At 42.9% G+C, this 14,738-nt stretch carries 9 protein-coding genes and 2 pseudogenes; 3 read left to right on the forward strand and 8 right to left on the reverse strand.

The window, feature by feature from the left end:
- The 4 genes and pseudogenes from K245_RS24000 to K245_RS0110865 all read right to left on the reverse strand — a co-directional run.
- Positions 1-533, reverse strand: a pseudogene (locus K245_RS24000) (4Fe-4S dicluster domain-containing protein); the annotation flags it as partial.
- A gap of 60 nt (positions 534-593) precedes the next feature.
- Positions 594-1,541, reverse strand: a complete 948-nt coding sequence (locus tag K245_RS0110850) for a 4Fe-4S ferredoxin (protein ID WP_027359306.1) — start codon at positions 1,539-1,541, stop codon at positions 594-596.
- Between the two features lie 6 nt (positions 1,542-1,547).
- Positions 1,548-1,973, reverse strand: a complete 426-nt coding sequence (locus tag K245_RS24005; protein WP_156906770.1) for a hydrogenase iron-sulfur subunit — start codon at positions 1,971-1,973, stop codon at positions 1,548-1,550.
- A 46-nt stretch (positions 1,974-2,019) separates the two neighbouring features.
- Positions 2,020-5,058, reverse strand: coding sequence for a CoB--CoM heterodisulfide reductase iron-sulfur subunit A family protein (locus K245_RS0110865; protein ID WP_156906771.1), 3,039 nt, complete (start codon positions 5,056-5,058; stop codon positions 2,020-2,022).
- A 265-nt stretch (positions 5,059-5,323) separates the two neighbouring features.
- Between K245_RS0110865 and miaA the strand changes: the two genes are divergently transcribed.
- Positions 5,324-6,262, forward strand: a complete 939-nt coding sequence (gene miaA / locus K245_RS0110875) for a tRNA (adenosine(37)-N6)-dimethylallyltransferase MiaA (protein WP_027359311.1) — start codon at positions 5,324-5,326, stop codon at positions 6,260-6,262.
- Positions 6,263-6,572: 310 nt separating this feature from the next.
- On the opposite strand, the gene K245_RS24010 is transcribed toward miaA, so the two are convergent.
- The 4 genes and pseudogenes from K245_RS24010 to K245_RS0110900 form a co-directional block, all read right to left on the reverse strand.
- Positions 6,573-7,937: an ATP-dependent 6-phosphofructokinase gene (locus K245_RS24010; protein WP_051284044.1), complete on the reverse strand. Its 1,365-nt coding sequence runs from the start codon at positions 7,935-7,937 to the stop codon at positions 6,573-6,575.
- A gap of 191 nt (positions 7,938-8,128) precedes the next feature.
- Positions 8,129-9,106, reverse strand: coding sequence for a KpsF/GutQ family sugar-phosphate isomerase (locus K245_RS0110890; RefSeq protein WP_027359312.1), 978 nt, complete (start codon positions 9,104-9,106; stop codon positions 8,129-8,131).
- A gap of 270 nt (positions 9,107-9,376) precedes the next feature.
- A pseudogene (locus K245_RS28560) lies at positions 9,377-9,762 on the reverse strand (response regulator).
- 165 nt (positions 9,763-9,927) lie between these two features.
- A complete protein-coding gene (locus K245_RS0110900) occupies positions 9,928-11,649 on the reverse strand; it encodes a sensor histidine kinase (protein WP_051284046.1) in 1,722 nt (573 codons plus the stop codon).
- 154 nt (positions 11,650-11,803) lie between these two features.
- Between K245_RS0110900 and K245_RS0110905 the strand changes: the two genes are divergently transcribed.
- Together K245_RS0110905 and K245_RS0110910 are read left to right on the forward strand one after the other, a co-directional pair.
- Positions 11,804-12,427, forward strand: a complete 624-nt coding sequence (locus tag K245_RS0110905) for a TetR/AcrR family transcriptional regulator (RefSeq protein WP_027359314.1) — start codon at positions 11,804-11,806, stop codon at positions 12,425-12,427.
- 450 nt (positions 12,428-12,877) lie between these two features.
- Positions 12,878-14,689, forward strand: coding sequence for an ABC-F family ATP-binding cassette domain-containing protein (locus tag K245_RS0110910; protein ID WP_408605760.1), 1,812 nt, complete (start codon positions 12,878-12,880; stop codon positions 14,687-14,689).
- The last annotated feature ends 49 nt before the right edge of the window (positions 14,690-14,738 follow it).

Raw genomic sequence — 14,738 nt, forward strand, 5'->3', positions numbered from 1 at the left:
CCCTTGTCTGTCATCACCTTTGCAAGGTAGCTGTCACCAGCATCAACAAGCATTACATCCAGAGCCGAGTCATCAAATGGCCCTGTTCCGCAGCTTGTGGAAAAATCAAACTGGTCAGGGCTGTTGATCGCAAGGCCTATGAAGGTTGTGCATTCATAAGCCTTTACCCAGTAAGGATCCTGATAATCAGGATTGTTGAAGTTGAGTTCAACAAGTTTGAAAGCCTTGGCGTCGTATGGTCTGATGCCGATTACGGCCTGGGCTGAATAATCCTTTTCAGCCTCTTTCATTATATGATGGCCTTCCACATTTTCGTCCAGATTATAAACCAGCATGGTTTCAGATGCCGGGAAAGCTATGGACTTTGGTGAAAGTCTTGTGTTTTTGTAACCCATGTCGGGCTGTTCGCCAGCTGCAAGCCCTCTGAATACATGGAACTGCTTATCCTTGACCGGGCCCACCAGACGGTATGCACTCCGTGACTTATCCACTCCGGCAGCCCAGGCTGACTTGTCTATCTTTATAATTTTCATGGCATGTCCCCTGAAAACGTTGAGTTCTTCTATATGATCAGACCACTATGGCCTGATCTGCTACCGGATAATGGTTTCTGGATCGTCGATCTTGAATGTATCCATTGGAGGACGCTGATCAAGCGACATTCCCGCTTCCCAACCAAAATTTTCAACACAGCCTTTTTCAAGCTTTTTGGTGAAAAGCCTTACCTTTATATCCATAGGACATGCTGCTTCACATGCTCCGCAATCTGTACAGCGGCCAGCGCAGTGATATGCCCTGAGGAAATGGTAAGTTCTGATATCAACCGGATCCGTGCCTTTTCCTACCCACTGTGGACGGGATTCGTCAACAAAACAGGTCGGGCAGTAGCATAGAGGACACGCATTCTTGCACGCGTAACATCTTGTGCATGGAGAAAGCAAGTCTTCGAAGAACTTCCACTTGTCATCAACTGACATGGCTTCAATCTTGTTTACAGATGCAAAACGATCTACAACCTGCTGCTCTTCCACAGGTTCAGCTATCATCTCATCGCAAAGAACAGGATTGCGGCGTATGCATGTTCTACAGTTATCCTGCAAAATGTCAGCTTTCTTAACTGATTTTTCAGCACCGTCACAAACAAACTTTATATCGTCGCCATTTTCAGTCATAGAAGTAATGTCACCGTCGAACATTGCCTTCACGGCTGTCTTATCAACCATGCCCTTGCATGGTACGCCGATTATATAAACCTGTTCACGCTTTATCTGGTTTTCAATTATATGTGTAACAAGGTTACGGGAATCACAGCCCTTGGCTATGACTGCCATTGTGCCTTTTCTGCCCTTTGCGTAATTGGCAAGGTTAAGGCGGCAGTTGGAATCCCACACCAGTTTATCAACCGAATCCGCGTCACTCACGAGGCAAGGTTCTGTCATCATGGCAACACTTCCTTTTTTGAAGCCTATGACAACATCCACCTTTTTCTCTGCAAGAACACGGCGTGCTGCTTCTTTAATTTTATCTATGTATCCGTTCATAGTCTTTTACCTTAGCTGGTCTTTTACAAAACGTTTATTGGGTCCAACAGCTTTAACCGCCTCTGTCACCTGCTTGACTACATCCACAAATTTTGTGGATTCTGCAGAGGAAATCCACGAGTAATGGAGGCGGCCAGGCTCGATGCCCATATATTCAGCCAGTTCATTAAAGAGTACAAACTTTCTTCTTGCGTAGTAATTACCTTCCAGGTAATGGCAGTCTCCCGGATGTCAGCCAGAGACCCATACCGCGTCGGCGCCTTCCTTAAGTGCTGAGAGGAAGAACTTAGGACTCATACGGCCAGTACAGGGTATGCGTATTACACGTATGTTTGCCGGATACTGAAACCGGCTAACGCCTGCAAGGTCAGCTGCACCGTAGCTGCACCAGTTGCAGAGAAAACTGACTATTTTAGGTTCCCAATCACCCATTATATTATCTCCTTAAAAATAATTCGCGTCCTTAAATACTGCTCGATTAACCCTGGTTCAAGGCGAAGATCTGGGCAAAAATCTGGTCATTGTCAAAGCCGCTGTGGTGGATGGCACCGGAACGGCATGATGAAACGCACAGACCGCAGCCTTTGCAAAGTACCGGATTGATTTTGGCCTTACCTGTATTTGGTCCTTCAGTAATGAAAGAAGGAGCAGAGTAAGGACAAACACTCACGCATATTCCGCATGAACTGCAGTAATAAGGATCAACAGAGGCAACCTGACCGCTGGTGAAAATATTTTCTCTTGCAAGAAGAGTTATAGCTCTTGATGCCGCTGCCTGACCCTGGGCCACTGATTCATCTATAGGCTTAGGATAATGAGCCATACCGCAGAGGAATACGCCGTCTGTAGCAAATTCGGAAGGTCCGAGTTTTGCGTGACGTTCAACAAAGAAACCGTCCGCATTCATCGGAACTTTGAAGAACTGGGCGAGTTTTTCATCCTTGTAAGGTATTATAGCTGTGGCAAGGGAAACAAGATCAGCCCTGATGTCAAGTGGCAGACCAAGAACAGGATCGGTGATCAGAATGGATACCTTTCCTTCCTTGATGCTTACCTTTGGTTTGCTTTCAAGGTCGTAACGGATGAATATGATTCCTGCATCGCGTGCTTCACGGTACAAATACTCACGTTCACCATATGCACGGATATCACGGTATAGAACATAAACAGTCTTTTCCGGATCTCGGTGCTTCAGTTCAAGGGCGTTGTCTATGCTGTGTGTGCAGCAAAGACGCGAGCAATATGGTCTTTCAGGCTCCCTTGAGCCAACGCACTGGATAAACACAGCTGTTTCAACGTCATTCAGAGAAGGATCATTTTTAATGAACTTCTCATCAAGCTCCTGGCTTGTGATTATACGGGGATCCTTGCCGAACATGTATTCGGTGGGAGCAAGAGGAGCAGCGCCTGTTGCCATGACGGCAACGCCATGGTCAAGCATCTTCTCACCAGAGGCTGAAACAAGCTTGGTCTTGAAATTTCCGACAAAACCGTCAACATTGTCTATACTGGTATTCAGATGGACGTGTATCTTTGGATTGTCATTTACTTCCTTGACCATTGCAGCAAGGTTGGCCTGGATGTCTTCGCCTTTCGGAGTCTTGAACAGACGGAGAGCCTGGCCACCAAGAGTTTCATTTCTTTCAACTATATGAGCTTCGTAACCTTGAGTAGAAAGAGCTTTTGCAGCTGTCATTCCGGCTATACCACCGCCGATTACAAGAGCCACCTGATTTACCTGGAGCTGGGCTTCTTCAAGAGGCTGGGAAAGAGCAACCTTGGAAACAGCCATTCTAAGGAGGTCTTTTGCCTTTTCTGTGGCAGCTTCAGGAGTTTCTTTGTGAACCCAGGATCCGTGATTACGGATATTGCACATCTCAAAGAGATATTTGTTCAGACCGGCAGCAAGCAGGGTTTCCTGGAAAAGAGGCTCATGTGTCTTAGGAGTACAGGCTGCAACAACAACCCTGTTAAGCCCCTGTTCCTTGATAATCTGAGCAATCTTGTCCTGGGAGTCCTGGGAGCATGAGAACATGTTGTTAAAGGAGAACTCGACATATGGAAGAGACTTGGCATATTCGGTAAGGGTTGCAACATCTATTACACCCGCAATGTTTGTACCGCAACTGCATACAAATACACCGATTTTAGGTCTGTCGCCTTTTACATTGACCTGGGGGACAGCATCCTCGGTTTTTGTGAGTGTTCCGCGGGCAGATACAAGCGGTTCTCCGGCAGCAGCTGCTGCGGCACTCGCGTCGATCATAGCCTGAGGAATATCTTTTGGTCCCTGGAAAGCACCGCAAACAAAAACGCCTGGCTTTGAAGTCGCAACAGGAGTGAAAGAACCTGTAGCAGCAAATCTGCCCTTGGTAAGTTCAACGCCTAACTTGTTAGCAAGCTCAACAGTCTTGGGATCGGTTTCAAGGCCGATGGAGAGAACAATCATGTTGAATACTTCGGTCTTGAGTTCTCCGCTTTCAGTTACATAGCGAACTTCAAGATCATCGGTTTCAGGAACAGGATTGATGGTGTGGACACGGCTTCTTACGAAACGGACGCCTTTTTTCTCTGCATCATTATAATAACGCTCGAAATCCTTGCCGTGGGTACGCATGTCCATAAAGAAAATCGCGCAGTCAAGATCATCACCATTATGCTCTTTGGCAATAGCGGCTTCCTTGATGGCGTACATACAGCATACGGATGAGCAATAACCATTATTGCAGCGGTTCATATCGCGGGAACCGATACACTGGAAAAAGGCTATTTTTTTAGGTTCTTCGTGATCTTTAGATCTTCTGACAAGATGTCCCATGGTGGGGCCAGAAGCAGAAAGAATACGCTCAAATTCCAGAGAAGTAATTACATTCGGGAATTTTGTGTACTGATACGTATCGAAAACTGAAGGATCAAAAGGCTTGAAGCCAGGAGCAAGAACAACAGAACCTACATTTATGACTTCTGTCTTTTCCTTGTCATCATAAAGAATGGCGCCGGTTGGGCAGATCTTTTCGCAAAGACCGCATTTGCCCTTTGTAATCTTGATACACTGAGTGCCGTCAATAGCATACTTTAATGGCACCGCCTGATCATACTCTACATAAATGGCTTTTCTGGTTTTAAGACCTGCATTATATGTATCAGTTACCTTTTTGGGGCATTTTTCAGTACATGCTCCGCAGGCGATACATTTGTCAGGATCTACGTATCTTGGTTTCTGGAGAATTTCCACCTGGAAATTCCCTTCTTCACCGGTTACGTTTACTACTTCACTAAGTGTTTTAAGCTCGATGTTTAAATGCCGGCCGACCTCGACCAGTTTGGGTGAGATAATTCACATCGCGCAGTCGTTGGTTGGGAAGGTCTTGTCCAGCTGTGACATGACGCCACCGATGGACGGGCCTTTTTCGACCAGGTAAACATAATACCCGGAGTCGGCGAGATCCAGTGCAGTTTGCATGCCTGCAATACCACCACCAATGACCATTGCGGATCCGATTACATCCTTTGCCATGGTTTCCTTCTCCTGTTCAAAACGTTTCACCACCCCCATCAGGAAGCGGCTTATTAATAAAACTGATACAAATAACTGATTTACAAAACCGAGGCGGCTCTAACCGCCATATTTCCGAATCTTTTTTATGCAGGTACTTTCATTAACCAGATAAATTATTATTGTCAATATATTTGTCCCTCGATATTTAAGGCAAAACGCATTAAATTGTGGTATTTAGAAAGACCTTACACCTTAACTTGATTCAAGCCGATAATGGAAACATATGGAAACTTCCAAATTTACTACCTCGAAGCAAAAAGTAGTCATAATATGTGGTCCGACAGGAGTTGGTAAAACCGCATTTGCTATAAAACTCGCACTGAAATTCGGAGCTGAAATCATCAACTCGGATTCCATGCAGATATATAAACACATGGATATTGGCACTGCAAAACCAACACCCGAAGAGCTTTCACTGGTCCCCCATTCACTGATAGATATAGTAACCCCTGACCAGCCTTTTGATGCTGCAATGTTTTCAAACAGAGCCGCACAAGAAGAAGAGAGATTGAGAAATTTAGGGAAAAATGTCTTTATGGTCGGCGGCACAGGACTCTACATAAGAGCTTTCCTAAACGGGCTTTTCAGGTCAGAACCTGCTGAAGACATAGTACTCGAAAAACTAAGAGCAGAAGCAGAAACCGTTGGTTCTGCAATTCTTCATGAAAGACTTAAAAATATAGATCAGCCAGCATCTGAAAAAATACATCCCAATGACACGTTCAGGATAATACGAGCACTTGAACATCATGAAAAAACAGGCCGCCCAATTTCTGAATCATGGGAAGACCACGGATTCAGGGAAAGCAGATACGACTACCTAAAAATTTGCCTCGGAATTGACAGAGCGGACCTTTATGAGAGAATAAACAGGCGCGTAGAGATCATGATTCAGGAAGGGCTCCCGGATGAAGTGAAAAAACTTCTTGAAATGGGCTATAGAAGAGATCTTAAACCCATGAAATCAATTGGATACAGACATATGTGTGAATTCCTGGCCGGGGAAGTCGATTTTGATAAAAGTATAGAGATCCTGAAACAGGACACGAGACGTTATGCCAAAAGGCAACTTACGTGGTTCAGACACGAGCCCAACGCAATCTGGCTTGCCCCTAAAGAAATTGAAAAGGCATCGGAGCTGATTTCAAAATTTCTCAATTGATTAAATGGCTATGCACTATTTTCAGTATGATTGTCTGGTCTGAAAAAAGTGATTTACAAAAATATCGAAAGTTTTCCAAGCATCTGACATAATCATAAAGTTTTTGCGGGGCTTTTTACAAAAAGCGACTCGCCGAAGGCGCTCAAGCTGAAAATAAGACAGAGCCACAATTGATTATTGATGGACTCGCAAAAAGTCAAAAAAAGGCATCGGCGTCATGCCGGACTTAATCCTGCATCTTTGTATTTTCAGACACGTCTGGATTCCGGCCTGCGCCGGAATGACGCTAATCAGACTTTTTGCGGCTTTGTCAGCATTCAGTATTGTTCAGAAGCATGCCCTGCCCGGTTGCCTCAAGAACTGTATGCCATAGTTTACCCCTTGGATTGACCTGTTTGCGCTTTCCTGCCGAAAGCTTCATGGGAATATGAACAAAGCTGCCGTTCCAGTGCCCAACAAGCATTCCGGTTTTTCCGGCCATACCTGCATGAACTGCATCTCTTGCATGAAAACCACAAAAAACGCTGTCGTTTGCGTTGGCTCTCAGGCTCCTGATTGTATAACTTGGATCTATATATTTCATGGAAATATCTATGCCATCATACTTGAAATAGTCTGTGATTCTGTCTTTTAGGTAGATTCCTATGTCTTTCAGTTTAACATTACCTGATTTGTCGAGCTGGCTGTCTCCATCTTCAAGGTATTTCTGCCCTGCTCCTTCGGCCACCACTATTACAGCATGTCCCCTTGCCTTGAGACGTTCATGAAGCTTTGTCAGGAGTCCGTTTGGTCCTTCAAGATCAAAATCCACTTCAGGAATAAGAACAAAATTCGCGTCCTGCTGGGCAAGAGCTGCTGTTGCCGCAATAAAGCCTGAATATCTGCCCATTAGCTTAATCAGGCCGATTCCATAAGGAAAACCTGCGGCCTCATTATGTGCAGCCTGGATAACATGGGTTGCCACATCAACGGCAGTATCAAATCCAAAAGATCGTGAAACCATGAAAATGTCGTTATCAATGGTTTTTGGAATACCTATTATACTTATGGGCAGATTGCGTTTTCTTAACTCAGAATCAATGGCAAGGGCAGCCTTGAGAGTTCCGTCTCCACCAGCCATAAAGACTATGTTTATTTTTTTTTCAATAAGAGTGTCAATTATTGCGTTTATATCCTGGGTTCCCCTTGATGTGCCAAGCACTGAACCGCCAAGGTTAAGAATCCCTGTGACATTTTCAGGGCTCAGATCAACAATTTTATGACCGTATTTAGGAATAAAACCCTGAAGTCCGTATTTAATACCATAAATCCTTTTGACTCCGTACCTGTAATAAAGCTCGAGGACTATTGACCTTATGATATCATTTAGGCCAGGACACAGACCTCCGCATGTAACAACAGCACACCCAGTTTCTGTAGGATCAAAAAAAATGTCTTCTCGAGGACCTGCAAGCTCGAAGGACGGAGGCTGTTCTCCATTTGAAATAACCTCAGCCAGTCTTTTTGCGTCGGTATCTATTAGAATTCTGTCAGAATCGCTTATAAACCTCGGACAAGGTGATTCCGAAGCCATTTCAGCCAGTGGAGATCTGAAACCTGCTTTTCCAAGAGTCCTGATTTCTGTGTCTGCCGAAGTGAGGGATATAAAATCTTCCGTATTTTTATGGCTTTCCATTAATTAGTCCAGAATACTGATCATTAAAGAGGATGAACTCGCAAAAACACACAAAAAGTCATCAGCGTCATGCCGGACTTGATCCGGCATCCAGTGTTTTCAGTCATTTCTGGATTCCGGCCTGCGCCGGAATGACGGAAATCGGACTTTTTGCTACGTTGCCAATGATAATATGGAAGCATCAAAAAAAATCATGATGCATTGAACTTGAACTCGCCCTTTCCAAGTATATCATGGAGATGAAGGACACCAATGACACGATTGCCTCCGGAAGTTATCGGAAGAACAGTAATCTGGTATTTTTCCATCATGTTCAGGGCATCATAGCCTGGAGTTTCCTCGTCAAGGGATCTTGGCGACCTTGTCATTATGTCATCCACCTTGAGTTCACCCATGTTCGGATTCTTGACAATATTATGCCTGATATCCCCATCTGTAATTATTCCGGCAAGATTACACTCGTCGTCACATACAATTATGGCGCCTATGGCGTATTTGTCCATCTCAAGAAGAGCCTGTTTCATGTCTGTTCCTGGCCTGACTATTGGAACCAGATCGCCTTTGAGCATGAGGTTCCCGACTTTGCTTGATAGTCTCTGCCCCAGCTGTCCGCCAGGATGAAATTTTTTGAAATCGCTGGGTTTGAAATCCCTCTTGTGAATCAGGGCTACGGCCAGGGCATCACCCATGGCAAGAAGGGCGGTCGTACTTGCCGTAGGAGCAAGGCCCATAGGACAGGCTTCTTTTGAGACTCCCACATCAATAACCATGTCAGAGAGTTTTGCCAATGTAGAATCAGTTCTGCCTGTCATGGCGACAAGCTTGCATCCTATTTTTCTTACACTTGGCATTAGGAGATTAAGCTCACTCGTTTCTCCGCTGTTTGATAGAGCTATGAATACATCATTTGGTGAAACCATGCCAAGATCACCATGCATTGCTTCCACAGGGTGGAGAAAGAGAGAATTTGTGCCCGTGCTGCTCATTGTGGCGGCAATTTTTCTACCGACAAGACCGGATTTGCCGATTCCGGATATAATGACTCTTCCGTTTGATTCATAGATTGTGTCCACGAGGGTAACAAAATTTGAATCAATCTTGTCTACAAGGCTTAAAATACCCTGGGCTTCGATTTCCAATACTTCTTTTGCGTGTTTGATTATTTCCATGTCAGGACTTCCTGAAACCACCCATTGATGATGTAATGACCAGAAAATGGCCGTTAATCATGATTGAACAAAACTGCAGGCTTTCGTTTTGAAAGAAGGCAAGCAGATCAAAAACATTCCAAAACAAACCATTATTGATGGAGTCGCAAAAAGTCTAAAAATGGCTTAATCGTCATACCTGACTTGATCCGTCATCTTTGTAATTTCAGCCACTTCTGGATTCCAGCCTGCGCCGGAATGACGGGAATCGGACTTTTTGAGACCTTGTCATTAATAAACTGTTTGATTATCGTTTCTCCTGAAAGAGTGCGCAATCCTACCAAGCAGTTCCTCTGCAGGGCAAGGCTTTATAATATATTCGCTTGCTCCGTTTTCAAGCGCATTTTTTGCAAGATCTACCGAAGCATGGCCTGTGAGTATTATTATGATCGGGTCATGTCCGGCTTTTTTATGGCCATCATAAGATCCAGCCCCTTCATATCAGGTAGAATGATGTTAAGAACAACAACATCGGCCCTTTTTTCAGAAAGCCGGGAAATAGCGGCCTTTCCAGTGGAGACACCGTCTGCCCGGATTCCTCTTCTTGTCAATCTTCTTACAAGTGTTGACATCAGGTCTTTTTCATCATCCACAATGAGTATAGATTTTGAAATCATGCGGCCTCCATAATTTAATCAGGATCAAAGCGAAAACCCATGTGAACCCAAACACAAATAAATCTCTTGGACTGGACTAAGCCGCTCTGACCGACGTGCCTGTAATCGTATTAGAATCCATATGCATTCAAGTCCAGATAAAAAAGAAAAAGCCTGGGCACAAGACTATTTGTTTTTATAAAAAGGCAAAATTACGTGAAAAATAGTACCTGCACCAGGAACGCTGTTGACCTTGATTTCTCCTCCAAGATTCGTAACTATACCATAGCATATGGATAGTCCGAGTCCTGTCCCCTTGCCTGCCGGCTTTGTCGTAAAAAAAGGATCATATATCTTAAATATATTATCGGAAGAAATACCTTCACCTGTATCAGATATCCTGACGTACCCCATGTCCTTATCTGTTCTGCCTATTTCAATCCCGAGCTGGCCGCCTTTTATCTCCATGGCGTCCAGAGCATTGTAAATAAGATTCATGAAAACCTGATGAAGTTCTGTGGACGAAGCTGCGATTGGAGGCAGGTCAGGGTCAGGGTTGAAAGAAATAGTAACTCCTGACTGTAAGGCCTTTGAACCTGTAAGATCAAGCATTTCCCTGATCAGGGCATTAATATCAACAGCTTCGATCTTGTGATCAGGTTTCCTTGCAAAGGTCAGGAGCTTATGGGTGATATTTCTGCATCTAATGCCCTGGCTCCTTATCTGTGCGACGCTCCTTGAAATTTCCTCAGTATTTGCGTCTTTTTCGTGAATATCTTCGAGAATATCCTGAATCCAACCTGCTTCCTCAACCATGATTGCCAAAGGATTATTAATTTCATGGGCAATACCTGCGGCCATCTCACCAAGGGAGCTCAATTTCCCTGCCTCGATTACCTTGTCGTTCAACTCTTCCTTTTCAGTTTCAAGCCTGTCTATCTGGGTGATAATTTTGCTTGAAATAAACAAACCTGCAATTACGACAAATGCGCTCACAAGGGCAAGAACCATGAGAAGGGTTCTCCTTGCTGCAATTAAGCTTTCAAGAACTTCATCCCTTTTCTGCTGAAAAACAAGTATCCAGTCACCTTCTTTAAGTATGGACATGGAATAGATTGTTCTATCAATTTCAAATGTTACTGGTTTTTTGCCCGGGGATAAATGCTTTGCATATTTTTCAGCATAAGAGGCAAGCAATTTGCCGTCGCTCAAATCAGCTTTTTCAGGTTTGAACTGGAAGGCTCCGGCTTTGTTTATTATGCAGACAGACCCGCTGTTGCCGGTTTTAAGATCATTCACCAGTCCTGAAAGACCTGAAAAATCCACGGAGGATTTTAATATGAAATGTTCCTCACCTGCATCCACTTTAATTGCGACGACAAAAAATGGTTCACCACTTGAATTAACGGACACGTCGCTTATATAGGTATCCCTTGTGATTGCGTTTACAAACCAGTCTTCACCTGATGGCGGGGTTTCTTTTCCGTCTTCTTTAAGTAAAGCGAAATTTCTGTAATTCCCTCTTATGTCAACAATTCCAAGATCAAGATAAATATTGCCGTAAACATTTCTGAGGGCATCGAGCTGGTGTTTGAGAAAGCTCTTCTCCATCATTTTTTCTGCATTGTTATCAAGAAAAAGCCTGAGCACCGCCAGTCTTTCAGAAAGAAAACTGTCTATTTTTCTGGTGTCTTTATAAACCATGTCCTCGATCTGGCCATAAGCTACCTTTTTAAATGATGATTCAAGATGATAGCTCATCACGCCGAATACTATGATTATAGGCACTATGGACGCAAGTATGATTCCCAGATGGATAGTCCTGTCCAGAGTTCTTCGTACAGTAGTACCACTGGTTAGAATCAAATTATCTTTCCTGTTACCGCCGCTTGAGTCAGATCCAGCCATAATTGCGTCAGAATCTCCTTTTAGATGTTATTATTGAAACACATATTATTAACATACTACTTGATTTAATCTAATGTTTTTATTATTAGCGGTATTATTCAATCTCAAAAAACTGAACGGCTATTAATTTTTTTAACCAGGTCGGGTCATAAAAATGATTTATTTAGAAAAAACCCCTGTAATTACTAAGAAAAATGCTCTTTCCGAAAAAAACAAACTACGTCTTTATCCTGTTGTGCTTGATCTTTTTTCAAAAAAGGATTTTCATCAGGTGAATATCCGTGAAATCTACAAACTTTCAGGGCTTAGCCCGAGTACCATCTACAGATATTTTACATCAAAAGAAGATCTGCTGTTCACAATTCTTGACGAAAAAATCATAGAAATCAGGGAACTCATCAAGGAACACATAAGAGGCTTGGACAGCACAAAGGAAATATTCAGAAAGGTTTTTTGGGTCACGCTAAATTATTACGATAATAATCCAGGAGTTGCCATAACAGCCTTTATTACGGTTCCAATGCGGGCATGGATGAGGGAAGACACCTACACGACATCAGAAATACTTGATATTGCAGATAAAATAATTGAACATGGCAAAGCAAAGGGTGAGATCGATCCTGCAATTACCCCCCAGATGACCAGGGATCTTTACTATATGTTTTCACACAGGCAGATTTATGTCTGGTATTTTCATCAGATGAAATGGAATCTTGTTGATACAATCCCACGATTTTTTGATCAGTTTTGGAAAATCATGGCTCCTAAAGGCTCGTAAAACCAAAGATCAGGGACGTATTGATTCTTAATATATTATTTCAAGCATCTATAAATGAATTCTTTAGCCTGATCGTATTCAGACCAGGCTAAAGAATTCAATACCCATTTTTCCTGAAAACAACCCGCACGTTACAAATCATATTGTTCTTTCATTAGATTCCAGCATTGCGTTTTTATTTATTTTGGTTATTTTAACCCAGGTTTTTAAGAATACTCGAGGAATGCCTCATAAGTATTTTCCTTAGGGAAGTGTTGAATCACATAACAATAAAATTTTTGCGGAGCTTTAAAAAAAAGCGCCGCAATTAATGCGCATCATAGCTAAAAATAAAACACAACCCCACTATTTATGATGATTTGAGAAGTCATTGATTTTGTTTTTACAAAGGCCAATACGGAGGAAGCCTTGATAGCAGTAGAAAATTTAAGCAAGAGTTTTGGCGGCCATATTCTATTTGAAAATGCCGGTTTCCAGATAGGAGACGGAGAAAGAATCGGTCTTGTCGGAAGAAACGGACACGGAAAAACAACATTAATAAAAATAATAAGTGGTGAAGAAGGATATGACAGCGGTTCCATAACCTGTCCCAAAAATTTTCGAATAGGCTATCTAAAGCAGCACCTTGCCTTCACTGAAAAAAACATTCTGGATGAGTGCTGCCTTGGCCTTCCAAAAGCTGAAAGAGACAATGTCTGGAAATGCGAAAAAATTCTTGCGGGCCTTGGCTTTTCAAGGGAAGATCTTTCAAGATCTCCTTCCGATTTTTCAGGCGGTTTTCAGGTAAGACTAAATCTGGCCAAAGTACTTGTATCAGAACCGGACCTGCTGCTTTTAGATGAACCCACCAACTACCTGGATATTACATCAATAAGATGGATAGAAAAATTCCTTATTTCCTGGAAAGGCGAGCTTATACTCATAACCCATGACAGAAGCTTCATGGACAAGGTTGTTACTCACACACTTGGGATTCACAGGGCAAAGATCAGAAAAATCCAGGGCGATACTTCTAAATTTTATAATCAGATCGCACAAGAGGAAGAAATATATGAAAAAACAAGAATCAATGATGAAAAGAAAAGAAAGGAAACCGAGGATTTCATCAGGAGATTCAGGGCAAAAGCCAGGCTTGGAAGTCTTGTACAGTCAAGGGTAAAAACTCTTGCAAGACAGGATAAAAAAGAAAAGCTTGAAGAGGTGTCTTCGCTTGATTTTGCTTTCAGGTGCGATCCTCTAAAAGCAAAATTCATAATGGAGGCAAACGACATCAATTTTGGCTATGAAACAGATAAGCCACTCATCAAAAACTTCAGCATCAATATAACCTCAAACGACAGAATATGTATAATCGGGCAGAACGGCAGGGGCAAGACCACACTTCTTAAACTCCTTGCAGGTACCTTATCCCCTGACTCGGGCAAAATAACCTATCATGCTTCAGCAAAAACCGGAGTATATGAACAGACCAATATTGCAAGTCTTGATCCTGGCAAAACCGTTGCTGACGAAATTCATTATGCCCATGCTGACGTAACACTTCAGCAGGCGAGAAACATAAGCGGTCTTATGATGTTTGAAGGCGACAATGCCCTGAAAAAAGTAAGTGTTCTTTCTGGTGGTGAAAAATGCAGGGTCATGCTCGGAAAACTTCTGGTCACACCCCTCAATTTGCTGATGCTTGACGAACCCACCAACCACCTTGACATGGACTCATGCGACGCTCTTCTTGGCGCGATAGACAATTTTGACGGTGCGCTTCTGATGGTTACGCATAATGAAATGTTCCTACATGCCATAGCCACCAAACTTATCGTTTTTCAGAATGATGGGATTGACGTTTTTGAAGGGACATACCAGGATTTCCTTGAAAAAATCGGGTGGGAAAATGAAGATAAAAAGGCTCCATCCCAGTCCATCAATTCCAATGATACTGACCAGTCAGGAAAAACTGGTAAAAAAGAACTCAGGAAGCTCAGATCAGAGATAATAACAAGAAAATCGAAAGAGCTAAAACCTCTTGAAGAGTCCATAAAAAAAACGGAAAACAGGATTGAAAAACTTGAGGCCGAACTAACGTTTTTTCACCTGGAAATGCAGAAAGCCTCGGAAGATCAGAATGTTGAAAAAATCAGGGATTTATCCATTTCCATCAGCAGCCATGAAAAGGAAATTGAGGATCTTTTTGATAAACTTGCTGATTACACAGAACAATATGATGAAAAAAACCGGATTTTCGAAGAAGAATTGAACAATCTGTAAAACGAAAAAGCTCTTTTCCTTAAAAACAAATCACGCAGGGAACGGTTTA

The organism is Desulforegula conservatrix Mb1Pa, from assembly GCF_000426225.1.
Classification (GTDB): domain Bacteria; phylum Desulfobacterota; class Desulfobacteria; order Desulfobacterales; family Desulforegulaceae; genus Desulforegula; species Desulforegula conservatrix.

Bases quoted from the DNA above. Each gene is read 5' to 3' on its own strand.
- miaA (WP_027359311.1), top strand. From the start codon at position 5,324: ATGGAAACTTCCAAATTTACTACCTCGAAGCAAAAAGTAGTCATAATA.
- K245_RS0110905 (WP_027359314.1), top strand. From the start codon at position 11,804: ATGATTTATTTAGAAAAAACCCCTGTAATTACTAAGAAAAATGCTCTT.
- K245_RS24010 (WP_051284044.1), bottom strand. From the start codon at position 7,937: ATGGAAAGCCATAAAAATACGGAAGATTTTATATCCCTCACTTCGGCA.
- K245_RS0110850 (WP_027359306.1), bottom strand. From the start codon at position 1,541: ATGAACGGATACATAGATAAAATTAAAGAAGCAGCACGCCGTGTTCTT.
- K245_RS0110890 (WP_027359312.1), bottom strand. From the start codon at position 9,106: ATGGAAATAATCAAACACGCAAAAGAAGTATTGGAAATCGAAGCCCAG.
- K245_RS0110900 (WP_051284046.1), bottom strand. From the start codon at position 11,649: ATGGCTGGATCTGACTCAAGCGGCGGTAACAGGAAAGATAATTTGATT.